Origin of the sequence: Variovorax sp. efr-133-TYG-130, assembly GCF_030208835.1 — a bacterium.
Taxonomy (GTDB): domain Bacteria; phylum Pseudomonadota; class Gammaproteobacteria; order Burkholderiales; family Burkholderiaceae_C; genus Variovorax.
This window is the reverse complement of sequence record NZ_JARVTD010000010.1, coordinates 215,403-232,021: the sequence shown is the minus strand read 5'-3', so window position 1 is coordinate 232,021 and position 16,619 is coordinate 215,403. Positions and strand designations below refer to the sequence as shown.

Here is a 16,619-nt window from a genome sequence, read left to right as displayed (position 1 = left end):
AAAGAAAAAACCTCCCCAATGAAATTCCCGCATCGCAAGTTCCTGCACACCGCCGTCTTTGCCGTCTGCGCCGCCACGCTCGGCACCGCCTTCGCCGCGCCAGACGCCCGCATCGCCGCGCTCGCCGCCAAGCAAAAGCCGGCCCTGCTCGAGACGCTGAAAGACTTGGTCTCCATCGAGTCGGGCAGCCGCGACCTCGAAGGGCTCGAGAAAATCTCGAACCTCATCGCCGACAGGTTCAAGGCGCTGGGCGGCGAGGTCGAGCTGATCGACCCCAGCGCCGAGGCCTACCGCATGGAAGACACGCCCGAGAAGGTGGGCCGCGTGGTGCGCGCCACCTTCAAGGGCACCGGCAAGAAGAAGATCCTGCTGATCGCGCACATGGACACGGTCTACACCATCGGCATGCTCAACAAGCAGCCGTTCCGCGTCGAAGGCGACAAGGCCTACGGCCTGGGCATCGCCGACGACAAGCAGGGCATTGCCGTCATCACGCACATCGTGTCGATGCTGCAGGCGATGAAGTTCAAGGAGTACGGCACGCTCACCGTGCTGATCAACGGCGACGAGGAAATCAGCTCGCCGGGCGCCCGCGCGCTCATCACGCGCATGGGCGCGGAGCACGACGCGGTCATGTCCTTCGAGGGCGCCTACGTCAAGGAAGACAAGCTCTCGCTTGCGACGGCCGGCATTGCCTCGGTCACGCTGCATGTCACGGGCAAGGCCTCGCACGCGGGCTCCGCGCCCGAGCTGGGCGTGAACGCGCTGTACGAGCTGTCGCACCAGATACTGCAGATGCGCGACCTGTCCGATCCGGCCACGGGCCTCAAGATGAACTGGACCATCTCGAAGTCGGGCAGCAACCGCAACGTGATTCCGGCCAGCGCCACCGCAGGCGCCGACGTGCGCGTGCTCAAGGTCAGCGACTACGACCGCATCGAGCAGCAGGTGAACGAACGCGTGAAGAAGCAGCTGATTCCCGAAGCCAAGGTCCAGCTGAATTTCGAACGCCGCCGTCCGCCGCTGGAAGCCACGGACGCCTCGCGCGCCATGGCCCGCCATGCGCAGCAGATCTACAAGGACGAGCTCGGCCTGCCGCTGGGCGCGGACGACAAGGCCGCCGGCGGCGGCACCGACGCGGCCTTCGCGGCGCTCAAGACCAAGGCGCCCGTCATCGAGCGCTTCGGCCTGCAGGGCTTCGGCGCGCACTCGGCCGATGCCGAGTACGTGCTGGTCGACTCCATCGAACCGCGCCTTTATCTCGGCACTCGCATGGTGATGGACATCGCCCGCGGGAAAACAGCCAACGGCAACTGACGACCCAACCGCCGCCCGCGATGCGCCTGCGCCACATCGAAGTCTTCAACGCGATCATGCTCACCGGCAGCGTGAGCGCGGCGGCGCGGCTCATCAACATCACGCAGCCGGCGGTCAGCCGCACCTTGCAGCATGCGGAACTGCAGCTGGGCTTTCCGCTGTTCCAGCGCGCCAAGGGGCGGCTGACGCCGACCACCGAGGCGCTCACGCTGTATCCGCACATCGAGCGGCTGTTCGCGCAGCTCGACGAGGTGCAGCGGCTTGCCGCCAACCTGCGCACGGCCGGCGACTCGGGCGAGCTGCGCATCCTGAGCGTGCTGGCGCTGAGCTACGAGATCCTGCCGCGCGCGCTCAAGGCCTTTCGCGAGCAGTACCCGGGCTATGCGATCACGGTCGAGTCGCTGCACTCGCCGCAGATCATGTCGGCGCTGCTGCTGCAGGAGGCCGACGTGGGCTTTGCGTTCAGCCCGGCGGTGCATCCTTCGCTCACGCAGGAGTCGCTGGCCGACAGCCGCATGGTGTGCATCGCGCCCAAGGGCATGCTGCCACGCGCGCTGCTGCGCAACGGCTCGGTGGCGCTGCACGACCTGGTCGACCGGCCGGTCATCGGGCTCGACAGCCGCGACCCCGTCGGCACCAGCCTGAGCCAGGCCTGCCGGCAGGCCGGCGTGGGTTTCCAGCAGGCGGTGGTGACGGTGCAGACCTACCACGCGGCGCTGGCGATGGCGCACCACGGCATCGGCATTGCGCTGATCGACGGCTGCACCGCGCGCTCGGCCGACCGCGAGAAGGTCGACGTGCTTACGCTGGAGCCGCACATCCCGGTGCCGATACGGGCGCTTCGCTTCGCGGGGCGGCCCGATTCGGTGGTGGTGCGCGGCATCACGCGCTGCATGCAGCAGGCGCTGCAGGACGCCGTCTAGCGCGCTGTTCCGTTCGTGCCGGTCAATCCGCCAGCGCCCGCGCGATCCGCTGCGCGGAGCCGAAGGCCAGCGTGAACCCCAGCGCGCCGTGGCCGGTATTGAACAGCATGTTCGACGGCGCGCTGTCCAGCCGGCCGATGATCGGCAGGCCCGTCGGCGTGGCGGGTCGCATGCCGGTCCAGGGGTGCAATGCTTCGAATCGGCTCGCTTGCGGGAAGAGGGCGCGCGTCGCGGCCTCCAGCGCCTCGATGCGCGTGGCCGGAATGCGCGCGTCATGCCCCACCAGCTCGGCCATGCCCGCCACGCGCAGGCGCGAGCCGATGCGCGCGAACACCACCTTGCGCGCGCTGTCCGTCACGTTCACCCGCGGCGCCGCGCCGGGTGCGGGGTCGACATCGACCGTGATGCTGTAGCCCTTGAGCGGATACACCGGCAGGTAGGCATCGAGCAAGCGGCCCAGCCTGTGCGAGGCGGTGCCCAGCGCCATCACGAAGGCTTCGGCCTCCACGTCGCCGTCGCTGGTGCGCACTGCGGCGACGCGCTCGCCGTTGCGCGCGAAGCCGTGCACGTCGGTGCCGAGCATGAATCGAACGCCGCGTGCGCTCAAGGCGCGCATCAGCTCGGCGCATACCTTGAGGCAGTCGGCGGCGCACTCGCTCGGCGTGTAGACAGCGCCAGCCATCCGCGCCCGATAGCCTGCAAGGGCGGGTTCGATGGCGACGCACTCGTCGGGCGTCACCAGCCGCTGTTCGCTGCCCATGGCGCGCTGCAGCTCCAGCTGCGCACGCGCGCCTGCCAGCGATGCCTCACTCGCATACAGCACCAGCTTGCCGGTGGCGGAGAAATCGCAGTCGGGCGTGATGTCGGCCCGCATCGCCTCGAAGCCCGCGCGGCTTTCGGCCGCCAGCGCCAGCAGCTGCGCCGTGGTGCGCTGCGAGGTTTGCGCGTTGCAGGCGGCCAGGAACGCCATGCCCCAGCGCCACTGCAGCGGATCGAGCTGCGGCCGCAGCTTGAGCGGTGAAGTGGGCGAGAGCAGCAGCTTGGGCAGCTGCTTCCAGATCGACGGGTCGGCCAGCGGCTGCACGTAGGAATAGCTGAGCTGCGCGCCGTTGCCGCCGCTGGCGCCGGCTCCCGGCGTCGCGCTATCGATCACCGTGACCTGGTGGCCCTGGCGTTCCAGCTGCCAGGCCGTGGCCAGGCCCACGATGCCGGCACCGAGCACACACACATGCATTGGGACAACTTTCCGGGAGTGATGAAGAAAAAAGAAAGAGGCGCAACGCAGACTTTAGAGCCGCGCGCCGCCCGCCGCCCATGCAAATAGCACCCCGCCCCATAGCCGAAGTGCATGCCCGGCAGACCCCGTCTTGCGCCCATAACCTTTGGGCATGGCCCGGGTTTCAATTGGAATTATTCGCCTGGGCCCGTCCTTCCTACACTGCCCTTCTGTTCAATCCAACCGAACGGAGCTCGAATGAAATCCTCTTCACTGATGGCTTCCATGGCCGCGGCGGTGCTCTTTGCCGGCACCGGCGCGCAAGCCGCCGACACGCTCGCCAAGATCGCCGAGTCCGGCAAGATCACGCTCGCCTACCGCGAGTCTTCGGTGCCTTTCAGCTACCTCGACGGCCCCGGCAAGCCGATCGGGTTTTCCGTCGAGCTTTCGAATGCCGTGGTCGAGGCGGTGAAGAAGAAACTGAACAAGCCCAACCTGCAAGTGGCGCTGATGCCCGTCACCTCGCAGAACCGCATTCCGCTGATCACCAATGGCACCATCGACCTGGAGTGCGGCTCCACCACCAACAACACCGCGCGCAGCAAGGACGTGGCCTTCGCCATCAATCATTTCTATACGGGCACGCGGCTGCTGGTGAAGAAGTCCTCGAAGATCAAGGACTACGCCGACCTTGCAAAGAAGACCGTGGCCAGCACCACCGGCACGACCAACGTGCTGGTCATGCGCAAGTACAACATCGAGAAGAACCTCGGCATGAACATCGTGCTGGGCAAGGACCACGCCGATTCGTTCCTGCTGCTGGAGAGCGACCGCGCCGTGGCCTTCGCGATGGACGACGTCCTGCTCTTCGGCCTGATCTCCAACGCGAAGACGCCTTCGGACTTCGAGGTGGTGGGCGAGTCGCTGCAGGTCGAGCCCTATGCCTGCATGCTGCCCAAGGACGACCCGGCGTTCAAGAAAGTGGTCGACGACACCTTCGCCGCCATGATGAAGAGCGGCGAATTCGAGAAGCTCTACGACAAATGGTTCATGCAGCCGATTCCGCCGAAGAACCTGCCGCTGAACCTGCCGATGAGCCCGCAGCTGAAGGAAAACCTGAAAGCCTTGAGCGACAAGCCGGCCATTTGAGCTCGCCCCCAGGCTGCGCGCACTTCGTGTCGCTTCGCCGCGGCATTCCTGAAATAGAAAGAGATCATGGTTTCGACGAACGTTGTCGGCATTCTTGGGGGCATGGGCCCCGCGGCGGGCGCCGATTTCGTCCGGCTCTTCGTGCAGGCCTGCGCGCAGCAGATGCGCGCGCGTGGCGAGCCGGTGCGCGACCAGTCCTTTCCCGAGCACTGGCTCGCGCAGGTGCCGGTGCCCGACCGCACCGACGCGCTGGCCTCCACCGAGCAGGGCGCGCACCAGCCGCTGGAGCCGATGCTGCAGGCGCTGGGCCGGCTGGCCGCGCTGGGCAGCCGGGCCGTGGCCATCGCCTGCAACACCGCGCACGCCTGGCATGCCAGCCTGCAGGAGCGCTTTCCGCAGGTCGAGCTGCTGCACATGGCGCGCGAGACCGCGCGGCAGCTGTCGGCGCAGGGCGCGAGCGGCGTGGCGCTGATGGCCACCGAGGGCACGTACCGCGTGCGCCTTTATGAGCAGGCGCTGGCCGACGTGGGGCTGCACTGCCACATCCCGCTGGCGGAAGAGCGCAGGACCATCACGCGCGGCATCTTCGACGGCGTGAAGGCCGGCAACATGGCGCTGGCCGAGCAGTGCTTCTCCGAAGTTGCGCTGCGCCTGGCGGAGCGCCACGGACCGGTGACCATCGTCATGGGCTGCACCGAAGTGCCGCTGGGCCTGCAGGGCTCGGCCGCCGTGGCCGGGCTCGACCTGATCGATCCGGCGCAGGTGCTTGCGGCCGCGCTGGCGCGCCGCGCCTACGGCATCGACCAACCCCACTGAAATTCCGGGCATGGAGGCCGCCGGCCGAATACCGCCTACATTGCGGCGGTGCGTTTTTCGCGCATCCCCCTTGTCCGACGATTCCACTGGAGCCTTCCCATGTCCCTTGACGACAGCCGTTCCGACTTCGACTCGCTTCGCCCCGGCGAGAGCACAGGGCAGGGCGCCACGCGCCGCACCGCGCTCAAGGCCGCCATCGGCGTGGGCTATGCGGCGGCCGTGCTGCCGGTTGCCGCGCAGACAGCCGTAGCCACATCGTCCGAGGGCCTGAAGGCCGGCCCGATCAAGTACACCGTCAACGGCTTCGAGGTGCCCGCCTATGCGGCGGCGCCCGAGGGCAAGACCGGTCTGCCGGTGATCCTCGTCATCCAGGAAATCTTCGGGGTGCACGAATACATCGCCGACACCTGCCGCCGCTTCGCCAGGCTGGGCTACCTGGCCATTGCGCCGGAGCTCTACGCGCGCCAGGGCGATCCGCGCGGCTACACCGACATTCCCAAGCTGCAGGCCGACATCGTCACCAAGGTGCCCGACGCCCAGGTCATGGCCGACCTCGACGGCGCGCTGGCCTATGCCAAGGCCCACGGCGGCGACACCAGCAAGGCCGGCATCACCGGCTTCTGCTGGGGCGGGCGCATCACCTGGCTCTATGCCGCCACCGGCAAGGTCAAGGCGGGCGTGGCGTGGTACGGCCGGCTGGTCGGCCAGGCCAGCGAACTGACCCCGAAACACCCCGTCGACATCGCCGCCAGCCTGCAGGCGCCGGTGCTCGGCCTGTACGGCGGAAAAGATCAGGGGATCCCCCTTGACACGGTTGATAAGATGAAAGCTGCTCTGGCCAATGGGACTCCGGCGGCCAAGGCTTCGAGCTTCGTCGTGTACCCCGAAGCAGGCCACGCGTTCCATGCCGACTACCGCCCCAGCTACCTCAAGAGCGCGGCGGACGACGGCTGGCAACGCGCCACGGCCTGGTTCAAAGCCAATGGCGTCGCCTGAACACGGCGCCCTGTAGCCACCCCCGCCGAAGGCCGTCCGATGTGACGGCCTTTTTCTTTTTTATGATCGGGCAACGGCCCCGAGACCGTCTCGGTGGCCGCCCCTCTTGCGCAAGCAGCTATGAATTTGATAGTCATCATCGTGGCAACCCTGGTTGCCGGTATCGGGAGCGTCTGGCTCGCGGCCCTGTTGCTGAAAGTGGGCGTGCGCACTGGTTCGGGCGGCGTCAACCCGCAGCACCTGCTGAGCCTCGCGGCGGGCGCGCTGCTTGCCACCGCCTTCATGCATCTCCTGCCCGAAGCCTTCGAGAGCGGCATCGAGCCCGCGCTGCTGTTCGCAGTGCTGCTGTTCGGGCTGGTCTTCTTCTTCCTGCTCGACAAGGCCGAGCTTTGGCACCACGGCCATGAACACCACCACGGCGGCGGGGCCGACGCGCATGCGGGGCACGACCATGGCCACGATCACGGGCACTCTCACGGCCATGCCCACGGCCACGACAACACGCCGCGCACCGGCGGCTGGGCCGTGCTGACCGGCGACAGCGTGCACTGCTTCGGCGACGGCATCCTGATCGCCTCGGCCTTCACCGCCGACATCCGCCTGGGCCTGGTGGCAGCCATCGCCGTGCTGGCGCACGAGATTCCCCACCACATCGGCGACCTCGTGGTGCTGCGCCAGAGTTCGGCCAACCAGCGCGCGGCGCTGGTGAAGGTGTCGCTCGCCGGCACCATGACCACGCTCGGCGGCATCGTGGGCTGGTGGCTGGTCGACCAGTTGCACGGCTGGCTGCCGTACTTCCTGGTGCTGGCCGGCAGCAGCTTCGTCTATGTGGCGCTGGCCGACCTGATTCCGCAGTTGCAGAAGCGCCTGCCCGCCCGCCAGACGGCGGCGCAGATCCTGTGGCTGGCCGCGGGCATCGTGCTGGTCACCGGCGTGAGCCGGCTGGCCCACGGCGAGCATGGCCACGATCACGGCCACAGCGACCCCGGGCACGGCGAACACGGCCACGTGCACAAGGACTGACGCGCCCGGCGGGAAACTTTCCGACACCGACGCTGCGTGCCGGATGAACCGGAACGGCTGAAACAGGCGCACCATAGGGGGCCTGTCAGCAATCAGCCTAGGAACCGATCATGAACAACGTCGACGCCACCGCGCGCTCCGCTTCGCCCTCAGACGACGATGAGGACAACACGCCAGCCGACGACTTCGAGGAAATAGAGAGCGATGCCTCCGACGACCTGTCAGATGAAACCGGCATCGATCTCACCGATGCGAGCGAGCTCGATGCCGACAACGTGCCGGCGGACGAGGAATTCGATCGCGTGATGAACGCCCCGGACTGAACGAGTCCTTCAAGGGGGTCAGGCCGCCTGCGTCTCGCGCCGCGTGATCACCTGCCCATTGCGCGCACCGCTGTGCACGCCGTCGCGCCAGGTCACGGCCCCGTTCACGATCACCGCGTCGATGCCTTCGGCTGGCTGCATCGGCGTTTCGTAGTTGGCGGTGTCGCGCACCGTCGCGGCGTTGAAGATCACCACGTCGGCGTGGTGGCCCGGCTTGAGGGTGCCGCGTTCGTGCAGGCCGAAGTTGCGGGCGGTGAGGCCGGTCATCTTCCACACCGCGGTTTCGAGCGGGAAGAGGCCGATGTCGCGGCTGTAGTGGCCCAGCACGCGCGGGAAAGTGCCCCACAGGCGCGGGTGCGGCTTGTCGCCCAGCGGAATGCCGTCGGAGCCGATCATGGTGTCGTCGAACGCGAGGATGCGCTGCACGTCGTCCTCGTCCATCATGAAATAGATCGCGCTGCCGGGTTGCAGCCGCTGCGCGGCCTCTTCGCCCGACACGCCCCATTCGGCGGCGATGTCCTTCAGGTCGCGGCCGGCGCACTCGGGGTGCGGCACGCTCGACGCGATGAGCACGCGGCCTTCCATCATTCCGCGGTCGGTGCGGATCATGGTGGAGCCGGCGGTGTAGGGGTAGCAGTCGAGCCCGATGCACTGGTGCCGCATGGCCTCCTTGATGAAGGGCAGCGTGACCTTGGTCTTGCCGAAGTTCTGCGTGTTCTGCACCTTGTGGTGCGACACCACCACGGGGATGTTCAGCGCACGGCCGATCTGGAAGGTTTCTTCGAGCGATTCCATCACGCGGTCGCTCTCATCGCGCATGTGGGTCACGTACAGCGCCTTGCGCGCGCTGAGCGGGCGGCCGACCTCGATGATTTCCTCGGTCGTGGCCTTCACCGCAGGCGGGTAGAAGGTGCCGGTAGACATGCCGATGGCGCCGGCCTGCATGGCTTCTTCGACGAGGGCCTGCATGGCGGCGATCTCGCTGTCGTTGGCGGGGCGGTCGAGGTCCGCCATGACGACGGCGCGCAGGGTCGAGTGGCCGACCATCGCGGCGACGTTGACCGAGGAGGGCGTGGCGCGCAGTGCGTCGAGGTAGGCGGCAAAGCTGGTGAAGCGGCCTTCGGCGGGCGACTCGAGCAGGCTCAGCGGCATCGGCAAATCCATGTCGATGCGCAGCGGCGCGGCGCTGATGCCGCAGTTGCCGGCGACCACCGTGGTCACGCCCTGTGAAACCTTGAACGGCATCTGCGCCTGGGACAGCACGGCCTGGTCGTCGTGGGTGTGCGAGTCGATGAAGCCGGGTGCGACGATGCGGCCGGTGGCGTCGATGGTCTGTTCCGCGGTGTGGCCTGCGAGGTTGCCGATGGCGGCGATGCGGCCGGCGGTGATGCCTACGTCGGCGTCGAAGCGCGGCGCCTTGGTGCCGTCGATGACTGTGCCGCCGCGGATCAGCAGGTCGTAGTGGGGTGTGGGTTCGGTCATGGCGGGTCCTTTCGTGTTTTTTTGGGCGTTTTTTTCTTGGTGCTGTGGTTCAGGGCGCGTGCACAGGCCGCCGGGTATTCCCCGCAGCGAATGTCCCCCGGCCTGCGGCCTCCTCCTTTATTTCGCTGCGGGGAATACCCGGCGCCCTGTGCACATGGACGCAGCGCTTGTGCGAGCCAATCAACCAGGGCTCTGAACGATCGTGCCGGCGGGGTGCCTTGCGCAGCGAAATAAAGGAGGAGGCCGAAGGCCGGGGGACATTCGCGGAGCAAGGTACCCCGTCGGCACGATCGCACCCCGAACAACCGACCTGAGGAACAAGCAAAGTCATCTCAGCGGAAATGGCAGGCAACCCAATGCCCGCCATTGGAAGAAGAAGGGCGCTCACCAAGCTCGGGCACCTTCTCCTTGCACACCGCCTGCGCCATCGGGCAGCGCGTGTGAAAGCGGCATCCCGAAGGCGGGTTGGCGGGGCTCGGCGGATCGCCCTGCAGCAACATGCGCCGCGCGGGCGTGCGCGGGTTGGGTACGGGCACGGCCGACAGCAGGATCTCCGTGTATGGATGCAGCGGCGCCGAGAACAGCGTGTCGCGGTCCGCGATCTCGACGATGTGCCCGAGGTACATCACCGCCACGCGATGGCTGATGTGCCGCACCACCGCAAGATCGTGCGCCACGAACAGATAGGCGATGCCGAATTCGGCCTGCAGGTCCATCAGCAGGTTGACTACCTGCGCCTGCACCGACACGTCGAGCGCGGACACCGGCTCATCGCACACGATCAGCTTCGGGTTCAACGCCAGCGCGCGTGCAATGCCCAGGCGCTGCCGCTGGCCGCCCGAGAACTCGTGCGGATACTTCTTCGCCGCCTCCGGCCGCAGCCCCACGCGCGAGAACAGCCACTGCACGCGCTCGCGCCGCTCGGCCGCGCTGCCGCCCGTGCCGAGGTTGCTGAAATTGCGCATCGGCTCGGCCACGATGTCGCCGGCGGTCAGGCGCGGGTTCAGCGAGGCGTACGGGTCCTGGAAAATGATCTGCAGGTCGCGCCGGCGCATGCGCATGTCTTCAGCCGAGAGCGTCAGCAGCTCCTCGCCCTCGAGCTGCACCGAGCCACCGCTGGGCTCCACCAGCCGCAGCACCGACTTGGCCGTGGTCGTCTTGCCGCAGCCCGACTCGCCGACCAGCGACAGCGTCTCGCCGCGCGCCACCGAAAAAGACACGCCGTCGACCGCCTGGATCGGCGGCTTGCGCGGGCTGAGCCAGCGCTTGGGCGCGGTGTAGTGCTTGCGCAGGTCGCGCACCCGCAGCAGCGGTGCGCTCGCCGTGGCCGTGGTCGTTGTCGTCATGCCGTCACCTCTTCCACGCCGGCCCATTGTTCTTCGACCGCGAAGCAGGCCACCACGTGGTCGCCGCCTTGCAGGGTGAGTTGCGGCGCCTCGGCGCGGCAGCGTGCGCGCGCATGGCTGCAGCGCGCCGCGAAGGCGCAGCCGCGTCCCAGCTCGTGCGCGGCGGGCACCAGGCCCGGTATCTCGGTAAGACGCGTGCTCGCGGTGTTCATCGCGGGCATCGAGGCCATCAGCGCGCGGGTGTAGGGGTGCAGCGGGCGGTCGAACAGGTCGACCACGTCGGCTTCCTCCACCTTCTTGCCGGCATACATCACCACGACGCGGTCGCAGCTCTCGGCCACCACGCCCAGGTCGTGCGTGATCATCACCACGCCCATGCCCAGCTCCTTCTGCAGCCGCTTGATGAGGTCGAGGATCTGCGCCTGGATAGTCACGTCGAGCGCGGTGGTCGGCTCGTCGGCGATCAGCACCTCGGGGTTGCAGGCCAGGGCCAGCGCGATCATCACGCGCTGGCGCATGCCGCCGGAGAGCTGGTGCGGGTACTCGTTCACTCGGCGCTCGGGCTCGGGGATCTGCACCACGCGCAGCATTTCTACCGCGCGCTTCAGGGCATCGGCGCGGCTGGCCTTCTGGTGCAGCTGCACCGTCTCGGCGATCTGCCGGCCCACGGTGAGCACCGGGTTCAGCGACGTCATCGGCTCCTGGAAGATCATCGAGATGCGGTTGCCGCGGATCTGCCGCATCTCGCGTTCGCTCAGCTGCATCAGGTCGGTGCCGCGCAGCCGCACGACGCCCATGTGGCGGCCCGGCGGCGTCGGCACCAGCCGCAGGATGGACAGTGCCGTCACGCTCTTGCCGCAGCCCGATTCGCCGACCACGCCGAGCGTGCGGCCGGCGCGAACGGTGTACGAGACGCCGTCGACCGAGCGCACCACGCCCGCCAGCGTGTGGAAGTGGGTGCGCAGGTTGTCGACCTCGAGCAGCGGCTCGCCCGGGGCGAGCGCGGTGTGGGACATGTTGATCGTCATGGCATGTCCTTCACAGTTGCCGCGCCAGGCGGGGGTCGAGCGCGTCGCGCAGGCCGTCGCCGAGCAGGTTGATGGCCAGCACCGTGGCCGCCAGCAGCAGCCCCGGGTACAGGATGATGTGGAAGGCCACGGTCACGAAGTTGCGGCCCTCGGCCATCATGTTTCCCCAGCTCGGCGTCTGCGAAGGCACGCCCACGCCGAGGAAGGACAGCGCCGCTTCCGTCAGCACCGCGGCCGCCGCCACGAAGGTGGCCTGCACCACCAGCGGCGCCACGATGTTCGGCAGCACGTGGCGCACCAGGATGGTCGGCAGCCGCGTGCCCACCGCGTGCGCGGCCTCCACGAACAGCTGCTCGCGCAGCGTGAGCGCCAGCGAGCGCACCAGCCGCACCACGCGCGGGATCTCCGGCACGGTGATGGCGATGATCACCGTCGTCAGGCTGGCGCGCGTCACCGCCATCAGCGCGATGGCCAGCAGGATGCCGGGGATGGCCATGAGCCCGTCCATGACCCGCATCACGGGGCCGTCGGCCCAGCGCACGAAGCCCGCCACCAGCCCCAGCGCGATGCCTAAGAAGGTGGCCAGCACAGCGACCGTGGCGCCCACGATCATCGACACCTGGCCGCCCCATACGGCGCGGCTGAACACGTCGCGGCCCAGCGCGTCGGTGCCGAACCAGTGCTCGGCCGAGGGCGGCTGCATGCGCGCGAGCGGGTCGATGTCCTGCGGATCGTGCGTGGCGATCCACGGCGCGGCAATGGAAAGGGCGGCAATCGCGATCAGCAGCAGCGCGCCGATGATCAGCGTCGGGTGCTTGCGCACCCAGCGAAAGCGCGGCGGCACGAAGGGCGCTTCGTCATCGGCCGGGGCGGCCGAGGCAGCCGAGTCGGCAGGGGCTTGTGCGGTGTTCAAGGGAAGGACCGTGGACATTGCGTGGGGTTCTTCTTCGTCAGTACTGGATGCGCGGGTCGAACAGGCGGTAGCTCAGGTCGATCAGCAGGTTGATCAGCACGTACACGCCCGCCGACAGCAGCAGCACGCTCTGGATCACCGGGTAGTCGTGCCGCTGCACAGAGTCGATCACCAGCCGGCCGACGCCGGGAATGGCGAACACCGTCTCCGTGACCACCACGCCGCCGATCAGCAGCGCGATGCCCGCGCCGATGGTGGTGGCGATGGGAATGGCCGCGTTGCGCAGCGCATGCCCCAGCACCGGCAGCACGCCCAGGCCCTTGGCGCGGGCGGTGCGGATGTAGTCTTCATGCAGCACCTCGAGCACGGTGGCGCGCGTCATGCGCGTCACCAGCGCGATGTACACCAGCGCCAGGTTCACGCAGGGCAGCACCAGCGAGCGCAGCCATTCGCCCGCGCCGTCCGCGAAGCGCACATAGCCCTGCACCGGAAACCACGGCAGCTGGATGGCGAAGCTGTACACCAGCAGGTAGCCCACCAGGAACACCGGCACCGAAAAAGCCAGCACCGCGAACAGCATCACCAGCCGGTCGATCCAGCTGCCCGCGCGGTAGGCCGCGAGCGTGCCCAGCGGCACCGCCACCACCAGCGTGATGAGCATGGTCAGCGCGGCGATCGACACCGTGGGCTCCAGCCGCTGGCCCAGCAGCTGCGCCACCGGAACCTGCGTGAAGATCGATGTGCCGAGGTCGCCGGTGAACAGCTTGCCCAGCCACAGCGTGAACTGCTGCCACAGCGGCAGGTTCAGCCCGAGCGTGGCGCGCAGCTTCTCGATGTCTTCGGTGGTGGCGAGGTCGCCCGCGATGAGCGCGGCCGGGTCGCCGGGCGACAGGTGGATCAGCAGGAACACCACCACGGCCACCACCGCCATGACCGGAAGCGTCGAGAGAAAACGTCGAACGATGTAGCCCATGGAATGACCTGCGTGCGCTGTTCGGGCGCGTTACTTGTCGAGCGCCCAGAACACCGGCATGCCGGCCCAGAGCTTGTCCAGCCCCTTGAGGCTGGAGCGCGCGGCATACGCGGCCGAGTACTGGCCCGCGTTGATGTACGGCACGGCCTGGTAGGCGCGGGCCTGGAAGGCGTCGAGCAGTTCCTTGCGCTTGGCGGGCACGGTCTCTTTCAGCCAGGCGGTGCGCAGCTCGTCGAGCGGCTTGTCGCACGGCCAGCCGGGCAGGGTGTTGCCGCAGGCCGCGCCCAGGTAGGCGTTGGCGATGGGCGAGTTGGCGTCGAACTCGCCGGCCACCGTGACGTACATGTTCCAGCCGCCGGCATCGCCCGCGTCGCGCTTGGCGCGGCGCGCGCCGATGGAGGCCCAGTCCATGGTCTGGGCATCAACGTTCAGGCCGATGCTCTTCATGGTCTGCGCGGCCATCAGCGCTTCTGCGTTGAGGTAGGGCACGTCGCTGGGCACCATCAGCACCACCTTCTCGCCCTTGTAGCCGGCGTCGGCGAGCATCTTCTTGGCCTTGGCCACGTCGGCCTTGCGGTAGGGCTCGGCGCCGGCGGAGGTCTCGTTGGGGCTGCCGCAGATGAAGTAGGTGGCGCAGTAGGCCATGCGCATGTCCAGCGGAAAGCCCATGCCCGCCATGAAGCGCTCCTGGCTCACCCCCTGCAGCAGCGCCTGGCGCACCTTCGGGTTGTCGAAGGGCGGGTGCAGCTGGTTCATCACCAGGAAGGCCTGGTAGGCGCCGCCGGAGCCGATCTTGACGTTGGAGTCGGTGCGCAGCGGTGCGATGTAGTCGGGCGGCAGCTGCTCGATGAAATCGACCTCGCCGCGCTTTAGCGCCGACACCGCGCTGTTGGCGTCGGGCAGGTAGAGCCATTCGATGCGATCGAAGTTGCTCTTCTTGCTGCCCGCCAGGCCGTTGGATGGCTCGCTGCGCGGCACGTAGTTGGGGTTGCGCACGAACACCGTCTTGTTGCCCGGCACCCATTCGTCGCGCTTGAAGATGAAGGGGCCGGAGCCCAGCACTTCGGGCAGCGGCGCGGAGGCGGGCATCTTGGCCAGCCGCTCGGGCAGGATCACCGGCGGAAAGCCCGAGGGCTTGGCCAGCGCGTCGAGCACCATGCCGAAGGGCTCGTTCAGCGTGAGCGTGAGGGTGCGCGCGTCGGTCGCCTTCCATTCGGCGCCGACGGCCGTCATGGCGCGGCCCAGGCTGTCGCGCGCGGCCCAGCGCTGCAGCGAGGCCACGGCGTCGGCCGCGGTCACGGCGCTGCCGTCGGAGAACTTCAGGCCCGGGCGCAGGGTGAAGCTCCACTGCTTGCCGTCCTTCGAGGTGGTGTATTTCTCGACCATCTGCGGCTGCGGCTTGCCGGTGGAGTCCTGCGCGAACAGGGTGTCGTACACCATGTAGCCGAAGTTGCGCGAGATGTAGGCCGTGGTGAAGGTCGGGTCGAGGATCTTCAGGTCGGCGTGCGCCACCACCTTCAGGGTCTTGGGCTGCGTCTGGGCGAGTGCCGGGAAGCTCGCCGCGCAAGCGGCAAGACCCAGGGCTGCAAAGGCGGCAAGCGTTCGTCGTTTCATCGTCGGTTCTCCGGTCGGTGGGGGCGAAAGAAAGGCAGGAAGAAAATCAGGCCGCGACGCCGATCGGCCACTTGGGCAGGCGTGCCTTGCGGTAAGGCAGCGTCGTGAGGTCGAGCGTCACGGCGCCCGGCGCGCCCGCGTAGATGACGTGCTTCGCCACCTTGGCGTACGACGCATAGAAATGCTGCGAAGACTTCACGACCACGATCTTCTTCGCGGCCAGGTCGCAGCCCAGTTGCGTGAACAGGTCGGTGCCCATGGCCTGGTTGCGCCGCGTGATCAGCACGATCTCGATGCCGCCTGCCTCGACCAGCGCGCAGTCACCCATGGCCGTGGGCGTGTTCGACAGGCCCGTCATCACCAGGTCGTGCATCAGCGCCTTCACGGTGCAGTCAAGGTCGAGCGGGTCGCCCGACAGCGGGCTGATCTTGCCGCCGATGCGCATCTGCAGCCTGGCGCCCACGCCCGCGTCGAACGCGATGCGCACCGCGATCGGATCCCACATCGGGCCCAGAGCCGCGTTGGTGATGCCGCGCTCCAGCATGCGGCGCAGGATGAAGGTGGAGTCGCTCGCCGCGCCGCCGCCGGGGTTGTCGGCACCGTCGGCCAGCACCACCGGGCCGCCGTCGAAGGCCAGTGCTTCGTCGAGCGAGGCGTCGATGCTGGGGTAGTTGACCGTGAGGCCGTCGCGCATGGCGATGACTTCGTCTGCCAGCTGGCGCGCCAGCGCATCGGCCTTGGCCTGGTCGCCGTCGGTGTACACCAGCACCTTGGTGCCCATCTCGGGTACGTCGCCCCACGAGAAGCCGTGCGTGAGCGAGACAGAGAGCACGCCGTCCTTTCCTTCGAGCGCCTGCATGCGCTCGACGAAGCTTCGCGCCGGCTCGCGCGAGGTGTGCACGGTGACGATGATGTCGCAGTCGACCATCGCATGCACCGGCTTCACCTTGCCCTCGACCGCCGCGGCGCAGATGTCCACCAGCTCCAGCCCGCGCTCGAGCACGTCGGTGTGCGGATATTCCTTGAAGGAGACCATCACGTCGGCGTTGTCGACCATCGCGGGCGTGAGGTGGTTGTGCGGATCGAGCTCCGCACCGACGATCACGCCGGGCCCGACGATCTGCCGCACGCGCTGCAGCATGTCGCCTTCGCAGTCGTCGTAGCCGTCGGCCACCATCGCGCCGTGCAGGCCGAGCAGCACCATGTCCACCGGCAGCGCGGCGCGCAGGTCGGCGAGCATTTCCTCGCGCAGCGTCTCGTAGGCGTGGCGGGTGGTGATGCCGCTGGGCTGTGCGCCGGCCACCATGCCTTCGAGCAGCGTCCAGCCCTTTTCCTTGCCGCGGATGCGCGCCGCCCACAGCGGGCCCGAGTAGATCGTCAGCGCATCGGGATGCTGGCCGGCGGGGAAGTAGCCGCGGTCCTTGAAGGAGGCGAGGCCGGTCGGCATCGGGCCGAAGGTGTTGGTCTCGGTGGCGAGGGAGGCACTGAACACACGCATGG

15 protein-coding genes are annotated in these 16,619 nt (G+C 68.1%); 7 read left to right on the top strand and 8 right to left on the bottom strand.

The window, feature by feature from the left end; genetic code table 11:
• Positions 1-18 precede the first annotated feature (18 nt).
• Positions 19-1,317, top strand: a complete 1,299-nt coding sequence (locus QRN67_RS12470; RefSeq protein WP_285412013.1) for a M20/M25/M40 family metallo-hydrolase — start codon at positions 19-21, stop codon at positions 1,315-1,317.
• 20 nt (positions 1,318-1,337) lie between these two features.
• On the top strand, positions 1,338-2,240 hold the full coding sequence (locus QRN67_RS12465; protein ID WP_081266874.1) for a LysR family transcriptional regulator: 903 nt from the start codon (positions 1,338-1,340) through the stop codon (positions 2,238-2,240).
• 22 nt (positions 2,241-2,262) lie between these two features.
• Here QRN67_RS12465 and QRN67_RS12460 read toward each other — a convergent pair whose 3' ends face one another.
• A complete protein-coding gene (locus QRN67_RS12460) occupies positions 2,263-3,474 on the bottom strand; it encodes a D-amino acid dehydrogenase (RefSeq protein WP_285412012.1) in 1,212 nt (403 codons plus the stop codon).
• A gap of 240 nt (positions 3,475-3,714) precedes the next feature.
• Between QRN67_RS12460 and QRN67_RS12455 the strand changes: the two genes are divergently transcribed.
• The 5 genes from QRN67_RS12455 to QRN67_RS12435 all read left to right on the top strand — a co-directional run bounded on the left by QRN67_RS12455 (position 3,715) and on the right by QRN67_RS12435 (position 7,763).
• Positions 3,715-4,605 carry a transporter substrate-binding domain-containing protein gene (locus QRN67_RS12455; protein ID WP_106935213.1) on the top strand — a complete coding sequence of 297 codons (891 nt, stop codon included), beginning with the start codon at positions 3,715-3,717 and terminating at the stop codon, positions 4,603-4,605.
• Between the two features lie 66 nt (positions 4,606-4,671).
• Positions 4,672-5,421, top strand: a complete 750-nt coding sequence (locus tag QRN67_RS12450; RefSeq protein WP_285412011.1) for an aspartate/glutamate racemase family protein — start codon at positions 4,672-4,674, stop codon at positions 5,419-5,421.
• A gap of 99 nt (positions 5,422-5,520) precedes the next feature.
• Entirely contained in the window at positions 5,521-6,417 is an 897-nt protein-coding gene (locus tag QRN67_RS12445) for a dienelactone hydrolase family protein (protein ID WP_081266870.1), read from the top strand.
• A gap of 120 nt (positions 6,418-6,537) precedes the next feature.
• Positions 6,538-7,440, top strand: coding sequence for a ZIP family metal transporter (locus QRN67_RS12440; RefSeq protein ID WP_285412010.1), 903 nt, complete (start codon positions 6,538-6,540; stop codon positions 7,438-7,440).
• 110 nt (positions 7,441-7,550) lie between these two features.
• Positions 7,551-7,763, top strand: a complete 213-nt coding sequence (locus tag QRN67_RS12435) for a hypothetical protein (protein ID WP_081266868.1) — start codon at positions 7,551-7,553, stop codon at positions 7,761-7,763.
• A gap of 18 nt (positions 7,764-7,781) precedes the next feature.
• Here the strand turns inward: QRN67_RS12435 and QRN67_RS12430 are convergent, their stop codons facing one another.
• From QRN67_RS12430 to QRN67_RS12400, 7 genes are all read right to left on the bottom strand, one after another.
• On the bottom strand, positions 7,782-9,245 hold the full coding sequence (locus QRN67_RS12430) for an N-acyl-D-amino-acid deacylase family protein (protein WP_285412009.1): 1,464 nt from the start codon (positions 9,243-9,245) through the stop codon (positions 7,782-7,784).
• A gap of 332 nt (positions 9,246-9,577) precedes the next feature.
• Positions 9,578-10,591, bottom strand: coding sequence for an ABC transporter ATP-binding protein (locus QRN67_RS12425; protein ID WP_285412008.1), 1,014 nt, complete (start codon positions 10,589-10,591; stop codon positions 9,578-9,580).
• Complete coding sequence (locus QRN67_RS12420; RefSeq protein WP_285412007.1) at positions 10,588-11,619, bottom strand: ABC transporter ATP-binding protein; 1,032 nt, start codon at positions 11,617-11,619, stop codon at positions 10,588-10,590. The genes QRN67_RS12425 and QRN67_RS12420 overlap by 4 nt, the downstream gene beginning before the upstream one ends.
• 10 nt (positions 11,620-11,629) lie before the next feature.
• Positions 11,630-12,550, bottom strand: coding sequence for an ABC transporter permease (locus QRN67_RS12415; RefSeq protein WP_285412006.1), 921 nt, complete (start codon positions 12,548-12,550; stop codon positions 11,630-11,632).
• Between the two features lie 19 nt (positions 12,551-12,569).
• The gene (locus tag QRN67_RS12410; RefSeq protein ID WP_081266863.1) at positions 12,570-13,505 is read right to left on the bottom strand and encodes an ABC transporter permease; all 936 of its coding nucleotides are present in this window, start codon (positions 13,503-13,505) and stop codon (positions 12,570-12,572) included.
• A gap of 30 nt (positions 13,506-13,535) precedes the next feature.
• On the bottom strand, positions 13,536-15,119 hold the full coding sequence (locus tag QRN67_RS12405) for an ABC transporter substrate-binding protein (protein ID WP_081266862.1): 1,584 nt from the start codon (positions 15,117-15,119) through the stop codon (positions 13,536-13,538).
• Positions 15,120-15,165: 46 nt separating this feature from the next.
• The gene (locus tag QRN67_RS12400; RefSeq protein ID WP_285412005.1) at positions 15,166-16,617 is read right to left on the bottom strand and encodes a M81 family metallopeptidase; all 1,452 of its coding nucleotides are present in this window, start codon (positions 16,615-16,617) and stop codon (positions 15,166-15,168) included.
• Between the last annotated feature and the right edge of the window lie 2 nt (positions 16,618-16,619).

Excerpts from the sequence above, each read along its gene's own strand:
- QRN67_RS12470 (WP_285412013.1), top strand. The coding sequence starts at position 19 with ATGAAATTCCCGCATCGCAAGTTCCTGCACACCGCCGTCTTTGCCGTC.
- QRN67_RS12465 (WP_081266874.1), top strand. The coding sequence starts at position 1,338 with ATGCGCCTGCGCCACATCGAAGTCTTCAACGCGATCATGCTCACCGGC.
- QRN67_RS12460 (WP_285412012.1), bottom strand. The coding sequence starts at position 3,474 with ATGCATGTGTGTGTGCTCGGTGCCGGCATCGTGGGCCTGGCCACGGCC.
- QRN67_RS12455 (WP_106935213.1), top strand. The coding sequence starts at position 3,715 with ATGAAATCCTCTTCACTGATGGCTTCCATGGCCGCGGCGGTGCTCTTT.
- QRN67_RS12450 (WP_285412011.1), top strand. The coding sequence starts at position 4,672 with ATGGTTTCGACGAACGTTGTCGGCATTCTTGGGGGCATGGGCCCCGCG.
- QRN67_RS12445 (WP_081266870.1), top strand. The coding sequence starts at position 5,521 with ATGTCCCTTGACGACAGCCGTTCCGACTTCGACTCGCTTCGCCCCGGC.
- QRN67_RS12440 (WP_285412010.1), top strand. The coding sequence starts at position 6,538 with ATGAATTTGATAGTCATCATCGTGGCAACCCTGGTTGCCGGTATCGGG.
- QRN67_RS12435 (WP_081266868.1), top strand. The coding sequence starts at position 7,551 with ATGAACAACGTCGACGCCACCGCGCGCTCCGCTTCGCCCTCAGACGAC.
- QRN67_RS12430 (WP_285412009.1), bottom strand. The coding sequence starts at position 9,245 with ATGACCGAACCCACACCCCACTACGACCTGCTGATCCGCGGCGGCACA.
- QRN67_RS12425 (WP_285412008.1), bottom strand. The coding sequence starts at position 10,591 with ATGACGACAACGACCACGGCCACGGCGAGCGCACCGCTGCTGCGGGTG.
- QRN67_RS12420 (WP_285412007.1), bottom strand. The coding sequence starts at position 11,619 with ATGACGATCAACATGTCCCACACCGCGCTCGCCCCGGGCGAGCCGCTG.
- QRN67_RS12415 (WP_285412006.1), bottom strand. The coding sequence starts at position 12,550 with ATGTCCACGGTCCTTCCCTTGAACACCGCACAAGCCCCTGCCGACTCG.
- QRN67_RS12410 (WP_081266863.1), bottom strand. The coding sequence starts at position 13,505 with ATGGGCTACATCGTTCGACGTTTTCTCTCGACGCTTCCGGTCATGGCG.
- QRN67_RS12405 (WP_081266862.1), bottom strand. The coding sequence starts at position 15,119 with ATGAAACGACGAACGCTTGCCGCCTTTGCAGCCCTGGGTCTTGCCGCT.
- QRN67_RS12400 (WP_285412005.1), bottom strand. The coding sequence starts at position 16,617 with ATGCGTGTGTTCAGTGCCTCCCTCGCCACCGAGACCAACACCTTCGGC.